Consider the following 18,702-nt stretch of genomic DNA (forward strand, 5'->3'; position numbering starts at 1 on the left):
GGGTGGAAACGATGTGCTCAACTTCTTACGTGAAACTCAGACATCAACAGAGGAGTACCGCCATGAGCGTGAGCGCACACCTGACCGAACTGAAGAAAAAGCACGAAAACCTCGGTCTTGAAGTTGAACAAGCACAACGCTCGCCTGGTATCGACGACCTTCACATTGCTCAGCTCAAAAAACAGAAACTAAAGCTCAAGGAAGAGATTGAGCGATTGTCGAGTTAACGGCGCATACTGGCCCGGGCGGCGATTGTAGCGCCGCCAGTGATTAAAACGGCCGCGATCGCCAGACCCCAGCTTGGGTCGGCGATCCCGGCGACCACCAGAACAAGTGTAGACAGAAGCGGGGCCGCGTAAGATGACGTGCCCAGAATTTGAATGTCTCCCTGCTTGACCCCGATATCCCAGACATAAAACGCCAAGCCAACGGGCCCCAGCCCAAGAGCTATGACCGATCCCCAGCCCAGAATGGTTTCTGGCCAGACTGTCTCTTCAATGGCGATGTGCAAAAGGCCCGAGGCAACGGCCGTGGCCACACAGAACACAGCGACCGAACTGGTTGGCGTGTCGCCCAGACGACGCGACAGCACGGAATAGCCCGACCATGTCAGCGCGCACAGCAGTGCCAGTGCATAGCCAGGCAAATGTTCGGCCTGGAAACCGCTGCTACCCCCACCCGCGATGATCACGGCGGCCCCGGCGAAACCCAGACAGGCTCCGATCAAATGGCCGATCCGCAGATGTTCTCCGGGCAAGAGCCCCGAGAGCAGAACAATCAGCAGAGGCCACAGATAGGCGATCAGCCCGGCCTCTGCGGCAGGGGCCATTCGCAAAGCCGAGAAATACAGCGCATGATAGCCAAAAAGACCGATTGTCCCAAACAGATAGGTGGTCCAGGGGATTTCTCGAAGCTGACTCAACCCGCCTGTGGCCCATGTCCAAACCAATCCCAGCGTCCCCCCGATGGAAAAGCATAGGGCGTTCAGCAGCAAAGGCGGCGTGGGCGCGGACCCAACCGTAAAGAGGGCCAGCAGGGCCCAAAGCAGGACGGCGACAAAACCGATTCCTGTTGCGTGCGTTCTTGTCACGGTGCGGGTACCTCTTCCACCGGAATGATTTCGAACTCATCCGACAAATGCGCAGTCTTTTCAATCTCGGACATGAACCAATCGCGGAATGCCGCAATCTGAGGTCTGCTTTCGGCCCCTTTCAGACACAGGAACCGGAATCGTCCCATGGTCTCGATTGCGACCTTGAAGGGGGCGACCAACCGGCCCTCTGCCAGGTCCTTGATAATCATAGCCCTTCGACCGAGCACGACGCCCACTCCGGCAACTGCCGCGTCAATCGCATGATCCGCGTTGGAAAAATGCGCGCCGTGCTGTGGGTTGAAGTCTACCCCGACGGCCCGAAACCAGGTGGGCCAGTCAGACGGGGGCCGCAGAAACGCAATCGAGTCGTCAAAGATCAATGGCGCCTCCCGCAGGCTTTCAGGCGTTGGGAATTGTTCGGCCAAATCCGGGGTCATCACCGGGGTCAGCCATTCCTTGCGGACGGGCACGGAATACAGGCCCTCATCCCCGCCATAGCCAAAGCGGATCGCCACATCCACATCGTCCCGTTCGAGGTCCATGTTACGTAATGTGGCCGAGAACTTCAGGTCGATCTCAGGATGCGCCCGGGCAAAGTCATATAGTCGGGGAGCTAGCCATTTGGCCGTCAACGCCGGGCCCGCCGTAACGGTCAGACTGGTATCATTCCCTTGCCGCCGGGCGGCCTGCCACGCGGCTTGCAATGTGGCGAACCCGTCTGCCGCGCCAGGGGCTAAGGCGCGCCCAGCCTCTGTCAATTCCACCGCCCGATTGAGGCGACGAAACAGGGTGCGTCCCAGATGTTCCTCCAACGACTTAATCTGAAAGGACAAGGCTGCGGGCGTGACATGCAGTTCCTCAGCAGCCTTAGCAAAGGACATGTGACGGGCGGCGGCATCAAAGGCGCGCAAGGCGGTCAGCGGCGGAAGGTAGTCGCTCATAGGGCAAGAAATTCTTAATTGAGATCAGAAAAAAGCTCGTTTGTCGCTCTAGAAAATAAGCCTCATATTGATCTCAAGTCAAACAAAGCTGAACTGAAAGGATACTTGTCATGATCGAGGCTACCTCCAGCCCCTCTGTCGCCCGCGCCTTTCGGCGTGCCCATTTCGAACGGTCCCGCGCGATCGGTGACTTGGTGAAGTGGCTATTTGGTTCCCGCTGAGCGCAGCGCGCGCGTTCTTACGGGATAAAAAAGGGCCGGTCATAGTGACCAGCCCTTTTTTGATTCTGAATTTGGGATCAGACGAAGAACTGCGCACCGTTGGCCGAAATGGTCGAGCCATTGATGAATTGCGAATCGTCCGATGCCAGGAAGGCCACGCAGCGTGCGATTTCTTCGGGCTCACCCAGACGTCCCGCCGGGATTTGGCCGATGATCGACTCGCGTACCTTTTCAGGCACAGCCATGACCATCTCGGTTGCGATGTAGCCGGGGCAGATGGCGTTTGCGGTGATACCAGCCCGCGCGCCTTCCTGTGCCAGCGACTTCACGATGCCCAGATCACCGGCCTTGGTCGCGGCATAGTTCACCTGTGCGAACTGACCTTTCTGACCATTGATCGAGCTGATGACGATGATGCGGCCGAACTTGCGCTCGCGCATGCCGGGCCAGACGGGGTGGACGGTGTTGAACACGCCGGTCAGGTTGGTGTCGATCACCTGATGCCACTGTTCCGGGGTCATCTTGTGGAACGGAGCGTCGCGGGTGATGCCCGCGTTGGCGACCACGATGTCGATGGGGCCAACCTCGGCCTCAACCTTTTCGATACCCGCTTTGGATTCGTCATAATCAGCCACGTTCCACTTGTACGTGGCGATGCCGGTTTCCTCGGTGAATTTTGCGGCCGCTTCGTCGTTTCCGGCATAGGTGGCTGCAACATTGTACCCTTCGGCTTTCAGCGCCTTGGAAATTGCTGCGCCGATGCCGCGGGAACCGCCGGTGACGAGTGCTGTACGTGCCATTTAGGCTTCCTCCAATTTAAGTCGTCTTGGTAATGCTGTTACTTTGATAGGTGATCTTGCGCAATATTGTTTCGTCGAGAATCATCGAAACCCATAGGGCAATATCGTCGCATCTTTGGGTCAGCCCCAATGTAACAAAAAAGGGCGCCTGCGGGGCGCCCTTTCTATGTTCAGTGCTTAACAGCTTAGTCGCGCTCCACGCAGAGGGCGACGCCCATGCCGCCGCCGATGCAAAGGGTCGCCAGACCCTTCTTCGCGTCGCGGCGTTTCATTTCGAACAGAAGCGTGTTCAGAACGCGGCAGCCCGAGGCGCCGATCGGGTGGCCGATGGCAATTGCGCCTCCGTTCACGTTTACGATCGACGGGTCCCAACCCATGTCCTTGTTCACGGCGCAAGCTTGCGCAGCGAAGGCTTCGTTGGCCTCAATCAAATCCAGGTCGTCGACTGACCAGCCCGCTTTTTCCAGCGCTTTGCGCGAGGCGTAGATCGGGCCAACGCCCATGATCGACGGGTCCAGGCCCGCCGTCGCATAGGAGGCGATCCGGGCCAGAGGTTCAATCCCACGCTTCTCGGCGTTTTCTGCCGACATCAACAGGGTCGCCGCTGCGCCATCATTCAGGCCGGATGCGTTGGCCGCCGTGACCGAGCCATCCTTGGTGAAAGCGGGGCGCAGCTTGGCCATCGCCTCCATCGTTGCGCCGTGCCGGATATATTCGTCGCTGTCCATCACGATGTCGCCCTTGCGGGTTTTGATGGTGAAGGGCGTGATCTCATCTGCGAACTTACCAGCTTTTTGTGCGGCTTCGGCCTTGTTTTGGCTGGCGACGGCAAATTCATCCTGCATATCGCGGCTGATCTGCCATTTCTCGGCTACGTTCTCGGCTGTCTGACCCATGTGGTAGCCGTTGAACGCATCCCACAAACCATCGCGGATCATGGTGTCGATATATTTCATGTCACCCATCTTGTGACCGGCGCGCAGCGCGGCAGCGTGAGGAGACATGGTCATGTTTTCCTGACCACCAGCAGCGACGATTTCCGCATCGCCCAGTTGGATATGCTGCGCACCCAGTGCAACCGCGCGCAGGCCCGAACCGCAGACTTGGTTGATCCCCCAGGCCGCGCTTTCCTGTGGAAGACCCGCATTGATATGCGCCTGACGCGCTGGGTTCTGACCCTGTGCCGCAGTCAGAACCTGGCCCATGATGGTCTCGCTGACCTCACCCTTTTCGATCCCAGCGCGTTCGACGACTGCTTCGAGAACGGCGGTACCCAAATCATGCGCGGGTGTGTTTGCGAACGAGCCACCAAAACTACCGACGCCTGTGCGTGCTGCGGATGCGATTACTACGTTGGTCATTAAGACAATCCTTTACCGTCAAGGTTCTGTGGGAAACGTGACGGCGCAGGCGATAGGGAAAGGCCCTTATCGGTTCAGAGCGCCTCATGATCCCCCGCTCCAACTGTCCATGGAATAGCGCAATGCTGCACATGCAGCAACGGTCAGCTTGTCTCAGGCCGAAGTTGGGTAATGCCGCGCGGGTCAACCCGCTGATTGTTCAATGTTCTTTGCTGTCCATGGCGCCGATACGCTGGGTGCGCCGAACAAGAAACCCTGAAGGCAATCGACGCCATTTGCGACAAGAAACTCTGCGTCTTCTTTCCTTTCGACCGATTCGGCAGTGACAAGAATCTCAAACTCGCGGGCGACGGCGATCAGGGCGCGGACCAGGGCCTGATTGTCCCGGTTGGCGGCAATGCCGCGTACGAACTGGCCGTCGATCTTGGCGGCATCGAACAGAAACTCTCGGAAATGGCGGAAACTGAAATTGCTGGCGCCGAAGTCGTCCAGCGCAAAGGCAATACCGCGCGGTTGCATCCGATCCATGAAATCCATCACCAGATCGGGCAGGGTCATCGCCGAGCTTTCCGAAATCTCAAGGATCAGGCGGTCGCCGATGCTGGTGTCTTTCTTCAAGAACCGCTCCAGCACGCGGGACCATCGCGCGAAGCCGATCGAGCGCGCGGACATGTTGATGGACAGGCGGATATCGGGGTGTCGGGCCAGTGTGCGCAACCCCATCTCCAAGGCAATACAGTCCAGTTCCCGACCGATAGGCGTGTTTTCCAACTGTGGCATGAAATCTCGCGCGGGAATTACCCGGCCGGTTTCGTCCAGTACCCGGATGAACCCTTCGTAGAAGGCGACGCCGTGCGGCGCGTTGGCCTGCATCACCGGCTGAAAGGCCAGCTTGCATTGTCTGTGCTTCACGGCGTCCGAGGCCATTTGAACCGTTGAGGCATCGCGCGATGTCACAGCCGCGTCCAAAGGGCTGTCCGACCTTTCGGGCAAATCTGCCAGGTGTTTGTCCGCCATGATTGCCTTGCCTTTTGTCGCTTTAGGTCAAGGTTGGATTTCAGACGAAACTTGTGAATTTGAGGTTAATGAGGGTGCGATTGCCGACTAACGGGCAACCTCCCAGGCACGACCGACCGTAATCGCCGCCCCGATGACTGCGCCTGCAAATCCCAGAGCCATCATAATGAAACCAAACGCGATAAGAGGCGCTGCACCGCCGCTGAGCGCGGACAACATGGCCACGACCAGACCCGCCAATCCCAGAAAGGTCGAAAGGGTCGTGATGCGGGTCATATCAGATCTCCGGGTTAAGCGGCTTCGTATCAATGTGATATGGACCGCTCGGATCGGTATTCAAGAAACGAAACCGTGTGGATCGGCGAATTTAAGCCTGTTCTGCCTGCGATTTGGGCAGGTCGGCCCGGAAATGCTCGAATCCGGGCGTTCCGCGATCTTCGGGGTGCAGGGCGATGTGCTTGGCTTTGATCTGTTGGGAATTGTCCCGGCTTCCATCGTGGCTATACCCCGGTGGGGCAAAGCAATAGGCCAGACGCTGGCGTAGGGTCAGGCCCGGTTGCGAGGCATCGCGCCAGATCCCGACCCATTCGTGAAACGCCACGCGCAACGGATTGAATGTGCCGATATTGTGGACCAGTCCGAAATCTACGCGGTCATCCTCCTGCTCGGGGACGAAGGTCCCGAACACCTTGTCCCAGATGATAAAGACACCTGCATAGTTGCAGTCTAAGTAGCGCGCATTGCGGCCATGATGGGCGCGGTGGTGGCTGGGGGTGTTCATCACCGCCTCGAACCAGCGGGGCATCTTGCCGATGGCTTCGGTGTGGATCCAGAACTGATAGATCAGGTTCAGACCGCCCACGAACAGAACCATGGCCGGGTGGAACCCCAACAATATCAAGGGTGCGCGCACGACCATCATGAAAGTGAAGGTATAGGTCCAGGTCTGTCGCAGCGCGGTCGTCAGGTTGTAATGCTGCGAGCTGTGGTGGTTCACATGGCTGGCCCAGACCCAGCGGATGCGATGGCCGAACCGATGCACCCAGTAATACCGCAGGTCATCCAACACAAAACACAGGACGATGACGGGGATCGAGGTGCCCAGATCCAACGGAGTGATCTGCCACAGCCACATGAAGAACGCATAGGCGATGAACCCCAGCAGCAGGCCCGAAGCGATATTCCCCGCGCCCATGATCAACGAGGTTACAGCATCGCGTGTCTCGTACCGGCCACCTTTGCCTTTGACGGCTATCCAAAGAAACTCGGCCAGAATCGCAGCGATGAAAAAGGGGACGGCCCACTGAACGGCATCCGGAAAGGTGACTTGGTCGGTCATGCGGGCTCCATCAGGTTGTGCCAGTGCTGGCGCTCGGTGTCATCGAGGTGGATCAGGACGCGGGGCGTGCCGAAGTCGTGAAAGCGGACCTCGAACCCTTTGGGGTGGTCCAGCCAATCGAAATCCTGAAGGCGTCGCGCGACCGTGTCGGCGCCGAAAGACCAAACAAGACCGTTACCCGCAGGTGTGCGGATCAAAGCCGTATGGCCGTCATTGGTGATTGTTACATCAACAACCTTGTCGCCGGGTACATGTCGCAACCAAGCGGCTTTTGCGACGTCCGGGGTTAGCTGCGTGACACGAGACTTGCCCGCAAGATGCATCATCAAGGTGATCCCCGCGATCCCCCCGATCACCAGAACCAGCAATATTCCAAGCGGCATGACCATCCTCCCGCAGGACAGAGTGCAAGTCGGCTGCGGCAGTGTCAAAGGTGGCGTTGCGTAAGCCTTTCGCAGAAAACGACCGGCCCGCGAGGCACGGACCGGTTACTGCATTTTTAAAGTCGACTGCGATCAGCTTTCGCCGCCCACCAATGCGCCGACAATCGCCTTGGCACTGTCCGAGTTCCATTCGGCATCGCCGATCAGACGGGCAATCTCGTCTCCGTTGGGATCAAGGATCACAGTAATCGGCAGGGCAATCACGCCGAATTCCCGCGCCACAGCCGAACCGGGATCCTGATGGCGGGGCAAGTTGTCGATACCGGTTTCGTCGAAGAACTTCTTGATACCGGCAGGTGAGTTACGGCCAGTGGCAAGTGTCACAACCTCGAACTTGTCGCCGCCGAACTCTTCCTGAAGCTCAGCGATCTGGGGCATTTCCTTTCGGCAAGGCGCACACCACGTGGCCCAGAAGTTCACCAGAACATATTTGCCTTTGTAGTCGGCCAGTGTCGCTGTACCGCCGTCATCTTCCAACTGAAACTCAACAGTGGCCTTGGGCTTGGGCTCTTTGTGCAGGATCAGCCGTTTCAACGTGCCTTCGCGCAATGGCTTAAGAGTTTCTATATCTGCGGCCAAAGCCGCATTTGCACCCAGCGCAAGGGCCATATAAAGGGGGATCAGACGAAATAGGCGCATATCAACTCCGGGTTTTCTTACATGACCGATCAATCCTCGAACCAGATGTGGGGCGGCCGCTTTGCCGCCGGTCCAGACGCGATCATGGAGGCAATCAATGCCTCGATCGGGTTCGATCAGCGGATGGCAGCCCAGGACATCGCAGGCTCGCGCGCCCATGCCGCCATGTTAGCGGCCACAGGCGTCATAAGTGATAGTGATGCGCAGGCTATTCGGGAAGGGCTGCTCACAGTCTTGTCAGAAATCCAGTCCGGTTCGTTTCAGTTTTCGACCGCGCTGGAAGATATTCACATGAATGTCGAGGCGCGCCTGAAAGAAGTCATCGGAGAACCTGCGGGGCGTCTGCACACCGGGCGCAGCCGCAACGACCAAGTCGCGACCGATTTCAAACTGTGGGTGCGTGATCAGTTCGATGCTGCGGAAACCGGCCTTCTGGCCCTGATCCGGGCGCTGTTGACACAGGCCGAGGCTGGGGCCGATTGGGTCATGCCCGGTTTCACCCACTTACAAACGGCGCAGCCCGTCACATGGGGTCATCACATGATGGCCTATGTCGAGATGTTTGGCCGCGATCTGTCCCGCGTCCGCGACGCGCGCGCCCGGATGAACGAATCCCCACTGGGTGCGGCGGCGCTGGCAGGCACATCTTTCCCGATCGACCGCCAGATGACGGCTGAGGCATTGGGCTTTGACCGTCCCGCCGCAAACTCGTTGGATGCAGTCAGCGACCGGGATTTTGCGCTGGAATTCCTGTCGACGGCCTCGATCTGCGCGGTCCACTTGTCGCGCTTCGCAGAAGAGCTGGTGATCTGGTCGTCGGCCCAGTTCCGGTTTGTGACGCTGTCGGATCGGTTCTCGACCGGCTCTTCAATTATGCCGCAGAAGAAAAACCCCGACGCTGCCGAACTGATCCGCGCCAAGGTCGGCCGGATCTACGGCGCGAACACCGCGCTGATGATGGTGATGAAGGGCTTGCCGCTGGCCTATTCCAAGGACATGCAGGAAGACAAGGAACAAGTCTTTGACGCCGCCGACAACTGGATGCTGGCGCTGGCCGCGATGGAGGGCATGGTCAAGGACATGACCGCCAACCGCGACAGTTTGGCGGCTGCGGCAGGGTCAGGTTTCTCGACGGCGACCGATCTGGCTGACTGGCTGGTACGGGTGCTGGGCCTGCCGTTCCGCGATGCGCATCACGTCACCGGATCGCTTGTTGCCATGGCCGAAGCCAAGGGCTGCGACCTGCCTGATCTGACCCTTGAGGACATGCAATCGGTTCACGCTGATATCACCGATGATGTCTATTCTGTCCTTACGGTCGAAAATTCGGTAAACTCGCGTCAATCCTTTGGCGGCACGGCACCCGATCAGGTGCGTGCCCAGATCAAGCGGTGGAAGGCGCTGGTGTGATGCGGATTTTACGTGTGGTGCTTTTGGTCTCGGCTGGTGCGGTACTGGCCGGGTGCGGTGCGGACGGCGAGCCGATCCAACCCACCATGAGTGCCAATATCGGCGTCGGCAGCAGCGGCACCTATGGCGGCGTTGGTGTCGGGTTGCGTAAAGGCGGTCTGGGCGTGTTCTTGGGGCTGTAACTGATCGTCAATTCAAATTCTGAACTTTCGAACCTGACCCGATCTGAAGGACCGGATCGAAATACATGAGACAAATATGAAATTCATCGCACTGTTTCTGCCCGTTCTCTTCCTGGCCGCCTGTGATCCGTCCTACACACCGCGCCCCGAGCCTGAAGCGCAAACCAGCGGGTCTGGCATTTCGATTTCAGGCTATGGTCGGGTCGGGGTCGGCGTTCGCAAGTAACGGCCCGCGCCGCCGTGCACGGAATCCATTGATCCGCAGACCTCTTTTGGTCTAAGCGCGCTTGTATGGATCACTTTCTCTACCGCGACGGCGCGCTTTACGCCGAGGATGTCCCAATCTCCGAGATCGCAGCCGCGGTCGGAACCCCGTTCTATGTCTATTCGACGGCGACCTTGCTGCGGCATTTCAAGCTGTTCGATGACGCGCTGGACGGGATGGATCACCTTGTCTGCTACGCGATGAAGGCGGCCAGCAATCAGGCGATTCTGAAGACGTTGGCGCAGGCGGGCGCGGGGATGGACGTGGTTTCGGGCGGGGAATACCTGCGGGCAAAGGCCGCGGGCGTGCCTGGCGAAAAGATCGTATTCTCGGGCGTTGGCAAGACAGCGGATGAAATCCGCACTGCGCTTGCCGGCGGCATCCGCCAGTTCAACGTGGAATCCGAACCTGAGATGGAGGTGATCAACGCGGTTGCACTGGACTTGGGCGTGATTGCGCCGATCACCGTGCGGGTGAACCCGGATGTAGACGCGAAAACCCACGCCAAGATCGCTACCGGCAAGTCGGAAAACAAATTCGGCATCCCAATCGCGCGCGCGTCCGAGGTGTATGCCCATGCCGCCACCCTGCCGGGACTGGATGTGATTGGCATCGACGTTCATATCGGCTCACAACTGACCAATCTTGAGCCGTTCGAGCTGGCCTATACCAAGGTTGCCGAGCTGACCGAGCAGCTTCGCAGCGAAGGCCATAATATCCGCCGCCTTGATCTGGGGGGCGGTCTCGGCATTCCCTATACACGTGCCAATGACGCGCCGCCGCTACCTGTGGAATATGGAGCTTTGATCCAGAAAACGCTGGGCCATCTGGGCTGCGAGATTGAAATCGAACCGGGCCGTCTGATCGCGGGCAATGCGGGTTTGATGGTCAGTAAGGTGATCTATGTGAAATCGGGCGAGGGACGCGATTTCCTGATCCTGGATGGGGCCATGAACGACCTGATCCGCCCTGCGATGTACGAGGCGCATCATGATATCGTCGCCGTGACCGAGCCCGCGCCGGGTGTGGAACAGCAGCCCTATGACATTGTGGGCCCCGTGTGCGAAACCGGCGACACCTTTGCCAAACAGCGCAACATGCCGCCGCTTGCAGCCGGTGATCTGGTCGCTTTCCGCAGCGCCGGGGCCTATGGTGCGGTGATGGCCAGTGAGTACAACACGCGCCCATTGATCCCCGAGGTTCTGGTGCACGAAGATCAATTCGCCGTAATTCGTGAACGCCCGAGCTTTGACGAAATCATAAACCGCGATACCATACCCGAATGGCTCTGACGCGATAGGCGCGCGGGCCTGCTGACGGAGGCCCGCCTTAATGGCTAAACAGACCCTGCCGATCCCTAGACTGTCCCTGTGGCTGACCCACGCAGGGATGTTGGCCGAGCAGGTCTGGCGGGCTTTCTGGCCGTTTTTCTCGATCCTGATGGCGATTCTGGCGGCTTTGATGCTGGGATTGCAGGATTTCGTACGGGTTGAAACCGTCTGGATCGTCGGCGCACTGGCTTTACTGAGTCTGTTGGGCGCGCTGGTCATTGGCGCAAGGCGATTCCATATCCCCAGCCGGGCCGAGGCGCTGATGCGGTTGGATGAGACGCTGCCAGGGCGACCGATTCAGGCTCTGATGGACGATCAGGCCATTGGTGCGATGGATGCAGATTCTGTGGCGTTGTGGCAGGCGCACCAATCTCGCATGGCCGCACGTGCCGCGCAGGCTGAGCCGGTGAAGCCCAACCTGCGGCTTGCGGATCGTGACCCCTATGCCCTGCGCTATTCGGCCCTGTTGGCGCTGGTGATCGCAACGCTCTTCGGGTCGTTTTGGCGTATTGGTACGGTGGCCGAGATGACCCCCGGCGCCGCTGTCGCAGGACAGGGGCCGAGTTGGGAAGGCTGGGTCGAGCCTCCGCGTTATACCGGTCTGCCGACATTGTATCTGGCCGATCAGTCCGACCCGACCTTGTCGATTCCTCAGGGAAGCCGAATTACTTTGCGGTTTTATGGAGAAGTCGGCGCGCATAGCCTGACTGAAACCACCACGCCTCTGGGCACCGAAGGCGCGACCGATCCGGAACAAGAAATCGTTGTCGATAAATCGGGTGTTCTGAAAATCGACGGCCCCTCGGGCCGGGATTGGGCGCTGGATATCATCGCAGACGCACCGCCCCATATCGCGGTGGCAGATATCGCCGAGTCCGAGGCGGGTGGGCGGATGAAGCTGCCTTTCGCAGCGGGGGATGATTATGGGGTCGAATCCGGCTCGGCCCTGATTGAACTTGATCTGGCCTCGGTCGATCGCCGCTATGGCCTGACGCTTGAACCCGAACCGCGCGAGGCGATTGCGGTGGAGCTACCGATGCCGATCACCGGCGACCGGTCTGATTTCATCGAAGACCTGATCGAGGACTTCTCGGAGCACCCTTGGGCGCATCTGCCGGTCAAGATTACCCTGACCGCGCGCGATGCGGCTGATCAGGAAACGCAGTCTGAGCCCTACATGACCGCTTTGCCGGCGCGCAGGTTCTTTGACCCGCTGGCGGCGGCAATCATCGAACAACGTCGCGATCTGCTTTGGACGCGGGACAACGCAACGCGAGTCTCCCAGCTGTTGCGCGCGGTGTCGCACCTTCCTGAAGGCTTCTTCCGCTCGGATACCGCATACTTGCGGCTGCGCGTGACATTGCGGCGGCTTGAGACCTTCAATGAATACGGTCTGAAACCTCAGCAGCAGGCCGAGATTGCGCAGGCCCTTTGGGATCTGGCAGTGCAGATCGAAGATGGAACGCTGGCCGATGCGCTGGAACGGATGCGGCGCGCGCAAGAACGCCTGACCGAAGCGATGCAGAATGGTGCGACAGATGAGGAAATCGCGGAGTTGATGCAAGAGCTGCGCGAGGCCACGGACGAGTACATGCGTCAGCTTCAGCGCCTTGCACAGGAAGGGGACAGCGAAGAGCGTCAGTCCGGCCAGAATGGCGAAAGCATGCAAATGACGCAGGACGACCTGCAACGCATGATGGACCGCATTCAGGAGCTGATGGAACAGGGCCGGATGGCCGAAGCCCAACAGGCGCTGGAGGAATTCCAGCAGATGATGGAGAATATGCGCGTCACCCAGGGACAGGGTCAGGGCCAACAATCCGAAGGCCAACAGGCCATGGAAGGGCTGGCCGAGACGCTGCGCGAACAGCAGGGGCTGAGCGATCAGGCGTTCCGAGACTTGCAGGAACAGTTCAATCCGGGCGCGCAGGCTGGTGAAAACCAAGGCAATGAAGGCCGCAACGGTGGTCAGGGGCGCGGCGAAAGCCATGAAGGACAAGGCGGCCAGGGTCAGGGCTCGGATCAGGCGGGCGAGGGCCAGCAGGGTCAGGGATCGCTGGCGGACCGGCAACAGGCCCTGCGCGATGAATTGGGCCGCCAGCAGCAGAACCTGCCGGGTGGCGGAACGCCCGAAGGGAATGCCGCACGTGACGCATTGGACCGCGCGGGTCGTGCCATGGATGATGCAGAACAGGCCCTGCGCGGCGATGATCTGGCCGAGGCGATTGACCGTCAATCCGAGGCGATGGAGGCGCTGCGCGAAGGGATGCGCTCATTGGGCGAGGCATTGGCGCAAAACCAGCAGAACCAACCGGGTCAAGGCACGCAGGACGGTGATATGCAGGCCAATAACCGCGATCCGCTGGGGCGCAGTCCGGGGTCGTCTGGGTCAATCTCGACCGATGAAGGCATGCTTCAAGGCGAGGACGTCTATCGCCGCGCGCGCGAGCTTCTGGATGAAATCCGCCGCCGGACCGGTGAAACAGACCGGCCGCAGCTTGAGCTTGAATACCTCAAACGTCTGCTCGAACGGTTCTGATTTCTCAAGGTCTGATTTACTGCGCGCCTGAACTGGTCTGCGCTTGTAGCCACAGCCGCGCCTGATCAACTAACGAGACATAGCTGTCCAGCACCGGATCGGCTTGAGGGACAGCTTCGGAAATCTGTTGCGCGTTGCCGTAGATCAGAAACAGGATCACGCCAATGACGACCATCAGCAGGAATCCGCGGCGGAACCCGCCGCTGGGGGCCTTGCGGGGCAATGGCTGAACCTGTTCTTTCTTCTTTTTCTCAACAGGTTCGTCGCTGCGCAGACTCGAATTTATGGCCTCCACGTCCGGCAAATCTTCTTTTTTCGCAGAGTCTTTGGCGGCCTCGGTGGCGGTCAGTTCGCGGATCGCCTGCTCCGGATCGGGTTCAGGTTCAGGCTCCGGCGTAGGTTTGGGTTCTGGCGGGGTCAGGGCCAAATCGGTCTGCGTTTCAAGGCTTTCTGCCTCTTGCGCCCGCAGATCGGCCTCGCGCGCGGCCTCTTCCTTGAGGATGCTGGAGACCGATGGGTCGACATGGCTGCCTGTGGGGGTATCCGCAGGTACGGGCGCCGCCTGAGGTGTGGGTTGGGGTTCCGGTTCCGGCTGAGGCGGCGGCGCGGGCTTTGGTTCTGGCTGTGGTGGCGCTGCCTCGGGCTCCGGCTGCGGCGCAGGTTGTTGTGCAGACTGCGGCTCGGGTTCTGGCTGCGGCGCGGGTCGCGAAGCCGGTTGAGGCTCGGGCGCTTGTTCGCTTGCCTCTACCTCGGGTACAACCGGGTCAGGTTCGGGTACGGTGGTCTTGGCCTGAAACCAGGTCTTTTCGCAGTTCGAACATTGCACATCACGGCCTTCTGCCGGGATCACCTCGTCCGGAACCTCATACTGGGCACTGCAATTCGGACATGTAAGACGCATACTGCCTCCTGGCCACAATATTGGCCCGATAATAGTTTTTTCAGGAATGATATTCCGTTAAGACCTGACCGCAAAGGGTGTTTTCGGTTTCACACGACAAGTGTCGCCAATTCGACCCGGTGCAGAGATTGAAACATAAACCGCGCTCGGGCAAGAAGGGCGGTGAACAACCTGGGGGCCCCTGTGATCGAGCTGGAAAATGTCAGCTATACCTATGGTGGTGACGCATTGCTGAGCGATGTGTCCCTGCATCTGCAACCGGGGTCCTTCCACTTTCTGACCGGCCCGTCTGGCGCGGGCAAAACCACGTTACTGAAGCTCTGCTATGGCGCATTGTTGCCAACTTCGGGACGGTTGACTGCCTGCGATCAGAATGTTGCGGAATTGGATCGGGATCAGATGGCTCTGTTACGGAGGCGGATTGGGGTCGTCCACCAAGATTGCCGGTTTCTGGATCACCTGACATTGGCAGAAAACATTGCTCTGCCACTGATGGTGTCCGGCAAAGGTGAAAACACGCAGAAAGAGGATATGGACGAGTTGCTGAACTGGGTCGGGCTGGGCGCACGGCAGGATGCTTTGCCCCCCGAGCTGTCCGGCGGCGAACGGCAACGCGCCGCCCTGGCACGGGCGGTTATCCTGTCGCCAGATGTGGTTCTGGCCGACGAACCCACCGGAAATGTCGATTGGGACATGTCGCAGCGCCTTTTGCGGCTGCTGGTCGAGTTGAACAAGATGGGCAAAACTGTGTTGATCGCGACCCATGATCTTAGCCTGATCCGGGCGGCCAAAAGCCAGGTGCAGGCACGGGTTCTGCGGATTTCGCAACGTAACGTGCAACTGGCGGGGGCTGATCTGTGACGCAAGACAGTCTTCGCAACATGCTGTTGCCCGATAGCAGGGCCGACCGGGTGGTGCCCCCGACCGGGTATACGGCGCATCTGACCCTGTTCGTGTCCGGCGCGATGGCCTTTCTGGCGGTGTTCGCACTGGCACTGTCGCTTGCCTCTGACCGATTGGCCGAACGATGGGCCACGGAACTGGCTGGTGCGGCCACCCTGCGTATCAATGCCCCGGCTGATCAGATGGCGGCCCAGACTAAGGCCGCGTTGGATGTGTTGTCACAAACACCGGGTGTGGCTTCGGCGCGCGCGTTGACTGCCGAGGAACAGATCGCGTTGTTGTCCCCCTGGTTCGGGTCCGACCTGCCACTGGACACGCTGCCCGTACCGCAATTGATCGAGATTATCGAGGGCGAGCCCGGCATGGATGTGGCCGGTCTGCGCCTGCGTCTGGGGGCCGAGGCACCGGGCGCCGTTCTGGACGACCACACCCGCTGGCGCGCACCGCTGGTCGATGCGGCCATGTCACTGCGGCGTTTGGGTTGGATCTCGATCCTGCTGATCGGAGGGGCAACGGCGGCAATGATTACTCTGGCGGCTAATGCGTCGCTTGCGGCCAATGCCCAGATTATCGAGGTTCTGCGGCTTGTCGGTGCCCGCGACCGGTTCATCGCTCATGCTTTTGTGCGCCGTTTCACCTATCGCGCTTTCTTTGGGGCTGTGGTCGGTGTTCTGTTCGGTATGATCGGGGTGTTGCTATTGCCCGAAGCCTCGGATGAGGGAGGGTTTCTGACCGGTCTGGGATTTCGCGGTTTGGGCTGGTTGTTGCCGGCGCTGATCCCGATCCTCGGTGCAGCCGTGGCTTTTCTGGCGACCTGGACGGCGGCAACGCGCAAATTGAAGGAGCTTTCGTGATGGCGGCAGTTCAATGGGTTCGGTCACTGATCTTCATGATCGTGATCTATGTGTGGATGCTGATTCTTGGGATCGTGTTCGCCCCCTATGCAATCTTTGCCAAACAAGGTGCGCGACGGGCGTGCAAGACCTATGCGCGCAGCACCATGTGGCTGGCTAGCTGGATGGTCGGTATCCGCTGTGAAGTGCGTGGCACGCCACCGGTTGATGAAGTGGTTGTTGGGGCAAAACACCAGTCGTTTCTTGATATTATGATGATCTTCAATGCCATGCCGCAGGCCAAGTTCATCATGAAACGAGAGCTTATGTGGACACCGATCATCGGGATATATGCGCGTCGGCTGGGCTGTATCCCGGTGGATCGTGGCAAGCGTGGCGCGGCGGTGGCCAAGATGGTCAAGGATGTGGCCAAAGAGTTTTCCGAACCCGGCCAGTTGGTGATCTACCCGCAAGGAACGCGCGTCGCGCCCGGCGCGCGCAAACCCTATAAGGTTGGAACCGCCGTGCTGTATGAGGGGCTTAACTTTCCGTGCATTCCTGTGGCGACCAATGCGGGTGTTTTCTGGCCCCGCACGGGCATTATGCGCAAGCCGGGCCTTGCGATCGTCGATTTCCTTGACCAGATCGAGCCCGGCGTTGACCGCGATCCGTTTCTGGCCCGCCTAGAAGAGGTGATCGAAACGCGCTCGAACGCGTTGATGCAGGAAGTGGGGTTTGACCTGGATGCAGTACATTGACGATATCGAAACGCTCGAGGCACTCTATGGCACGCCAGCGGCACCGTCTTTGCGTAAAGTTGCGCCTCGTCTGACTCCGCTTTACCGGCAATGGATCATGGCTTCGCGGCTGTGCACCCTCAGCACGGTTGGGCCGGAAGGTGTGGATGGCAGCCCGCGTGGCGACGATGGTCCGGTGGTTCTGGAGCTGGACGACAGGACACTTGCCCTGCCGGATTGGCGTGGAAACAACCGGTTGGACAGCCTGCGTAATATCGTCCGTGACCCGCGCGTGGCGCTGATGTTCATAGTGCCCGGTTCCAACAACGTGGTGCGCGTGAACGGAACGGCCCGCGTGACTGCGGATCCCTGCTTGACCGCCCGGTTTGACAAAAAGGGCAAGCACCCCGCCACGGTGATCGTTATCGACATCGCTGAGGTCTACACCCAATGCGCCCGTGCGTTGATGCGGGCCCGTACTTGGCGCAGTGGTGACGAAAGCGCCACCCTTCCGACGATGGGAGAGATCCTGGCCGAAGCTTCGAACGGAGACGAAGGCGGCGCGCGCTATGACGCCGAATGGGGCGCGCGCGCCGAGAAAACGATGTGGTGATCAGCCCACAATATTTCACGGTATCGCCACACGGGTGGACAAATACGGACGCAAAAATAGGATGAGCGAAACCGGAGGCTTAGATGCAGCAGTTGCAAACATATTGGCAAGAGTTCCTGATCCACGCAAAAAGCGTGTTGTTGTATCCGCTTAACCCAGATAACCGAGTTTATGTCCTGTATCTGGCAACTTCTTTCCTCATCGCGTTCTGGATCTATGCCCGGAAAAGGCGTGTGTCTTCAGAGGTTGACGGAGAAACGACGTTCTTCGGGTTTCTGTTTCCAAAGAAAGTCTGGCGACATCCGTCAGCGTGGCTGGACGTAAGATATTTCTTCTTCCACATGCTGATTGGGCATTTCCTGTTGCTAGGTCTTCTGGCCGGCTCTGCGGCGGTATCCTATTATTGGGCCAGTGGTGGGTTTGACCCTTCCACCGTTGAGGATGGCAAACACCTCACAGGTTGGGTGGGGGCCACTATCACCATAGTCTATATGTTTGTGCTCTTTCTGGTGTTGGATTTCATTGGCTTTTACTGCCACTACCTACAGCACAAAATTCCACTGTTGTGGCAGTTTCATAAAGTTCATCACAGCGCCGAGGTCATGCATCCAATCTCGAACTTCCGCGAACACCCCATCGACAATCTGTTCTACCTTGTGGCTATTGGTCTGGGGGGTGGCGCCGTAACGGGTTTTACCTTCCGTATATTGGGATATCACCCGAATATCCCAGTTGTTCTTGGGGTGCCGCTTTTGATGTTCCTGTTCAATGCCGTGGGCTACAATCTGCGGCACTCCCATATTTGGCTGCGTTGGCCGGGCGTCTGGTCCAAAGTCTTCCCATCCCCGGCGCATCATCATGTGCATCACAGTTGTCACCCGGATCATCTAGACAAGAACTTTGCCTTCATGTTCCCGGTTTGGGACGTGTTGTTCGGCACATATGTCATGCCGGATGATAATCGTGACGTGAAATTTGGTGTAACCGAGAAAGATAATGGCCAGGAATTAAATACGTGTATGAGACTGTATTTCGTGCCTTTCCGGGATGCATGGAATCTTATTCGACGTAAACAAGACGCCGGGCAGGAAACTCAGCAGCCTCACAATCGCGAGCCTGCTGAATAGGATTTAC

Annotated in this window: 21 protein-coding genes; 11 read left to right on the forward strand and 10 right to left on the reverse strand. The window is 59.0% G+C overall.

Features of this window, described 5'->3' with window-relative positions; translation table 11 throughout:
• Positions 1–62 precede the first annotated feature (62 nt).
• Positions 63–227, forward strand: a complete 165-nt coding sequence (locus ACR0CA_RS15575) for a YdcH family protein (protein WP_170772595.1) — start codon at positions 63–65, stop codon at positions 225–227.
• On the opposite strand, the gene yddG is transcribed toward ACR0CA_RS15575, so the two are convergent.
• The 9 genes from yddG to ACR0CA_RS15620 form a co-directional block, all read right to left on the reverse strand.
• Positions 224–1,090, reverse strand: coding sequence for an aromatic amino acid exporter YddG (gene yddG / locus ACR0CA_RS15580; protein ID WP_480900100.1), 867 nt, complete (start codon positions 1,088–1,090; stop codon positions 224–226). The genes ACR0CA_RS15575 and yddG overlap by 4 nt on opposite strands.
• Positions 1,087–2,034: a transcriptional regulator GcvA gene (locus ACR0CA_RS15585; protein ID WP_480900102.1), complete on the reverse strand. Its 948-nt coding sequence runs from the start codon at positions 2,032–2,034 to the stop codon at positions 1,087–1,089. The genes yddG and ACR0CA_RS15585 overlap by 4 nt, the downstream gene beginning before the upstream one ends.
• A 298-nt stretch (positions 2,035–2,332) precedes the next feature.
• Positions 2,333–3,055, reverse strand: a complete 723-nt coding sequence (phbB, locus tag ACR0CA_RS15590; protein ID WP_170353550.1) for an acetoacetyl-CoA reductase — start codon at positions 3,053–3,055, stop codon at positions 2,333–2,335.
• Positions 3,056–3,240: 185 nt separating this feature from the next.
• Positions 3,241–4,416 carry an acetyl-CoA C-acetyltransferase gene (locus tag ACR0CA_RS15595; RefSeq protein WP_170772589.1) on the reverse strand — a complete coding sequence of 392 codons (1,176 nt, stop codon included), beginning with the start codon at positions 4,414–4,416 and terminating at the stop codon, positions 3,241–3,243.
• 183 nt (positions 4,417–4,599) lie between these two features.
• Positions 4,600–5,433, reverse strand: a complete 834-nt coding sequence (locus ACR0CA_RS15600) for an EAL domain-containing protein (RefSeq protein WP_480900105.1) — start codon at positions 5,431–5,433, stop codon at positions 4,600–4,602.
• Positions 5,434–5,520: 87 nt separating this feature from the next.
• On the reverse strand, positions 5,521–5,709 hold the full coding sequence (locus ACR0CA_RS15605; protein WP_170784944.1) for a hypothetical protein: 189 nt from the start codon (positions 5,707–5,709) through the stop codon (positions 5,521–5,523).
• A gap of 91 nt (positions 5,710–5,800) precedes the next feature.
• The gene (locus tag ACR0CA_RS15610; RefSeq protein ID WP_480900107.1) at positions 5,801–6,772 is read right to left on the reverse strand and encodes a sterol desaturase family protein; all 972 of its coding nucleotides are present in this window, start codon (positions 6,770–6,772) and stop codon (positions 5,801–5,803) included.
• On the reverse strand, positions 6,769–7,155 hold the full coding sequence (locus tag ACR0CA_RS15615) for a hypothetical protein (RefSeq protein ID WP_480900108.1): 387 nt from the start codon (positions 7,153–7,155) through the stop codon (positions 6,769–6,771). The genes ACR0CA_RS15610 and ACR0CA_RS15615 overlap by 4 nt, the downstream gene beginning before the upstream one ends.
• A 132-nt stretch (positions 7,156–7,287) precedes the next feature.
• Complete coding sequence (locus ACR0CA_RS15620; RefSeq protein WP_170789713.1) at positions 7,288–7,854, reverse strand: TlpA disulfide reductase family protein; 567 nt, start codon at positions 7,852–7,854, stop codon at positions 7,288–7,290.
• A 21-nt stretch (positions 7,855–7,875) separates the two neighbouring features.
• Between ACR0CA_RS15620 and argH the strand changes: the two genes are divergently transcribed.
• The 5 genes from argH (at position 7,876) to ACR0CA_RS15645 (ending at position 13,581) form a co-directional block, all read left to right on the forward strand.
• Entirely contained in the window at positions 7,876–9,264 is a 1,389-nt protein-coding gene (gene argH / locus ACR0CA_RS15625; protein ID WP_480900111.1) for an argininosuccinate lyase, read from the forward strand.
• The gene (locus ACR0CA_RS15630) at positions 9,264–9,446 is read left to right on the forward strand and encodes an argininosuccinate lyase (protein ID WP_170772579.1); all 183 of its coding nucleotides are present in this window, start codon (positions 9,264–9,266) and stop codon (positions 9,444–9,446) included. Before argH ends, ACR0CA_RS15630 begins: the two co-directional genes overlap by 1 nt.
• A gap of 76 nt (positions 9,447–9,522) precedes the next feature.
• Positions 9,523–9,672, forward strand: coding sequence for a hypothetical protein (locus tag ACR0CA_RS15635; protein WP_170772577.1), 150 nt, complete (start codon positions 9,523–9,525; stop codon positions 9,670–9,672).
• Between the two features lie 65 nt (positions 9,673–9,737).
• Positions 9,738–11,003, forward strand: coding sequence for a diaminopimelate decarboxylase (gene lysA / locus ACR0CA_RS15640; protein ID WP_480900113.1), 1,266 nt, complete (start codon positions 9,738–9,740; stop codon positions 11,001–11,003).
• Positions 11,004–11,043: 40 nt separating this feature from the next.
• On the forward strand, positions 11,044–13,581 hold the full coding sequence (locus tag ACR0CA_RS15645) for a TIGR02302 family protein (RefSeq protein WP_480900115.1): 2,538 nt from the start codon (positions 11,044–11,046) through the stop codon (positions 13,579–13,581).
• Between the two features lie 16 nt (positions 13,582–13,597).
• Here the strand turns inward: ACR0CA_RS15645 and ACR0CA_RS15650 are convergent, their stop codons facing one another.
• Complete coding sequence (locus ACR0CA_RS15650; protein ID WP_480900117.1) at positions 13,598–14,482, reverse strand: zinc-ribbon domain-containing protein; 885 nt, start codon at positions 14,480–14,482, stop codon at positions 13,598–13,600.
• 183 nt (positions 14,483–14,665) lie between these two features.
• On the opposite strand from ACR0CA_RS15650, the gene ACR0CA_RS15655 reads away from it, so the two are divergent.
• From ACR0CA_RS15655 to ACR0CA_RS15675, 5 genes are all read left to right on the forward strand, one after another.
• Entirely contained in the window at positions 14,666–15,343 is a 678-nt protein-coding gene (locus tag ACR0CA_RS15655; RefSeq protein ID WP_480900119.1) for a cell division ATP-binding protein FtsE, read from the forward strand.
• Between the two features lie 20 nt (positions 15,344–15,363).
• Entirely contained in the window at positions 15,364–16,239 is an 876-nt protein-coding gene (locus ACR0CA_RS15660; protein ID WP_174819436.1) for a cell division protein FtsX, read from the forward strand.
• On the forward strand, positions 16,236–16,976 hold the full coding sequence (locus ACR0CA_RS15665) for a lysophospholipid acyltransferase family protein (protein ID WP_170772567.1): 741 nt from the start codon (positions 16,236–16,238) through the stop codon (positions 16,974–16,976). Before ACR0CA_RS15660 ends, ACR0CA_RS15665 begins: the two co-directional genes overlap by 4 nt.
• Positions 16,963–17,568 carry a pyridoxamine 5'-phosphate oxidase family protein gene (locus ACR0CA_RS15670; protein ID WP_480900196.1) on the forward strand — a complete coding sequence of 202 codons (606 nt, stop codon included), beginning with the start codon at positions 16,963–16,965 and terminating at the stop codon, positions 17,566–17,568. Before ACR0CA_RS15665 ends, ACR0CA_RS15670 begins: the two co-directional genes overlap by 14 nt.
• A gap of 83 nt (positions 17,569–17,651) precedes the next feature.
• Positions 17,652–18,695, forward strand: a complete 1,044-nt coding sequence (locus tag ACR0CA_RS15675; RefSeq protein WP_170784924.1) for a sterol desaturase family protein — start codon at positions 17,652–17,654, stop codon at positions 18,693–18,695.
• The last annotated feature ends 7 nt before the right edge of the window (positions 18,696–18,702 follow it).

The organism is Ruegeria sp. F12 (genome assembly GCF_056533885.1).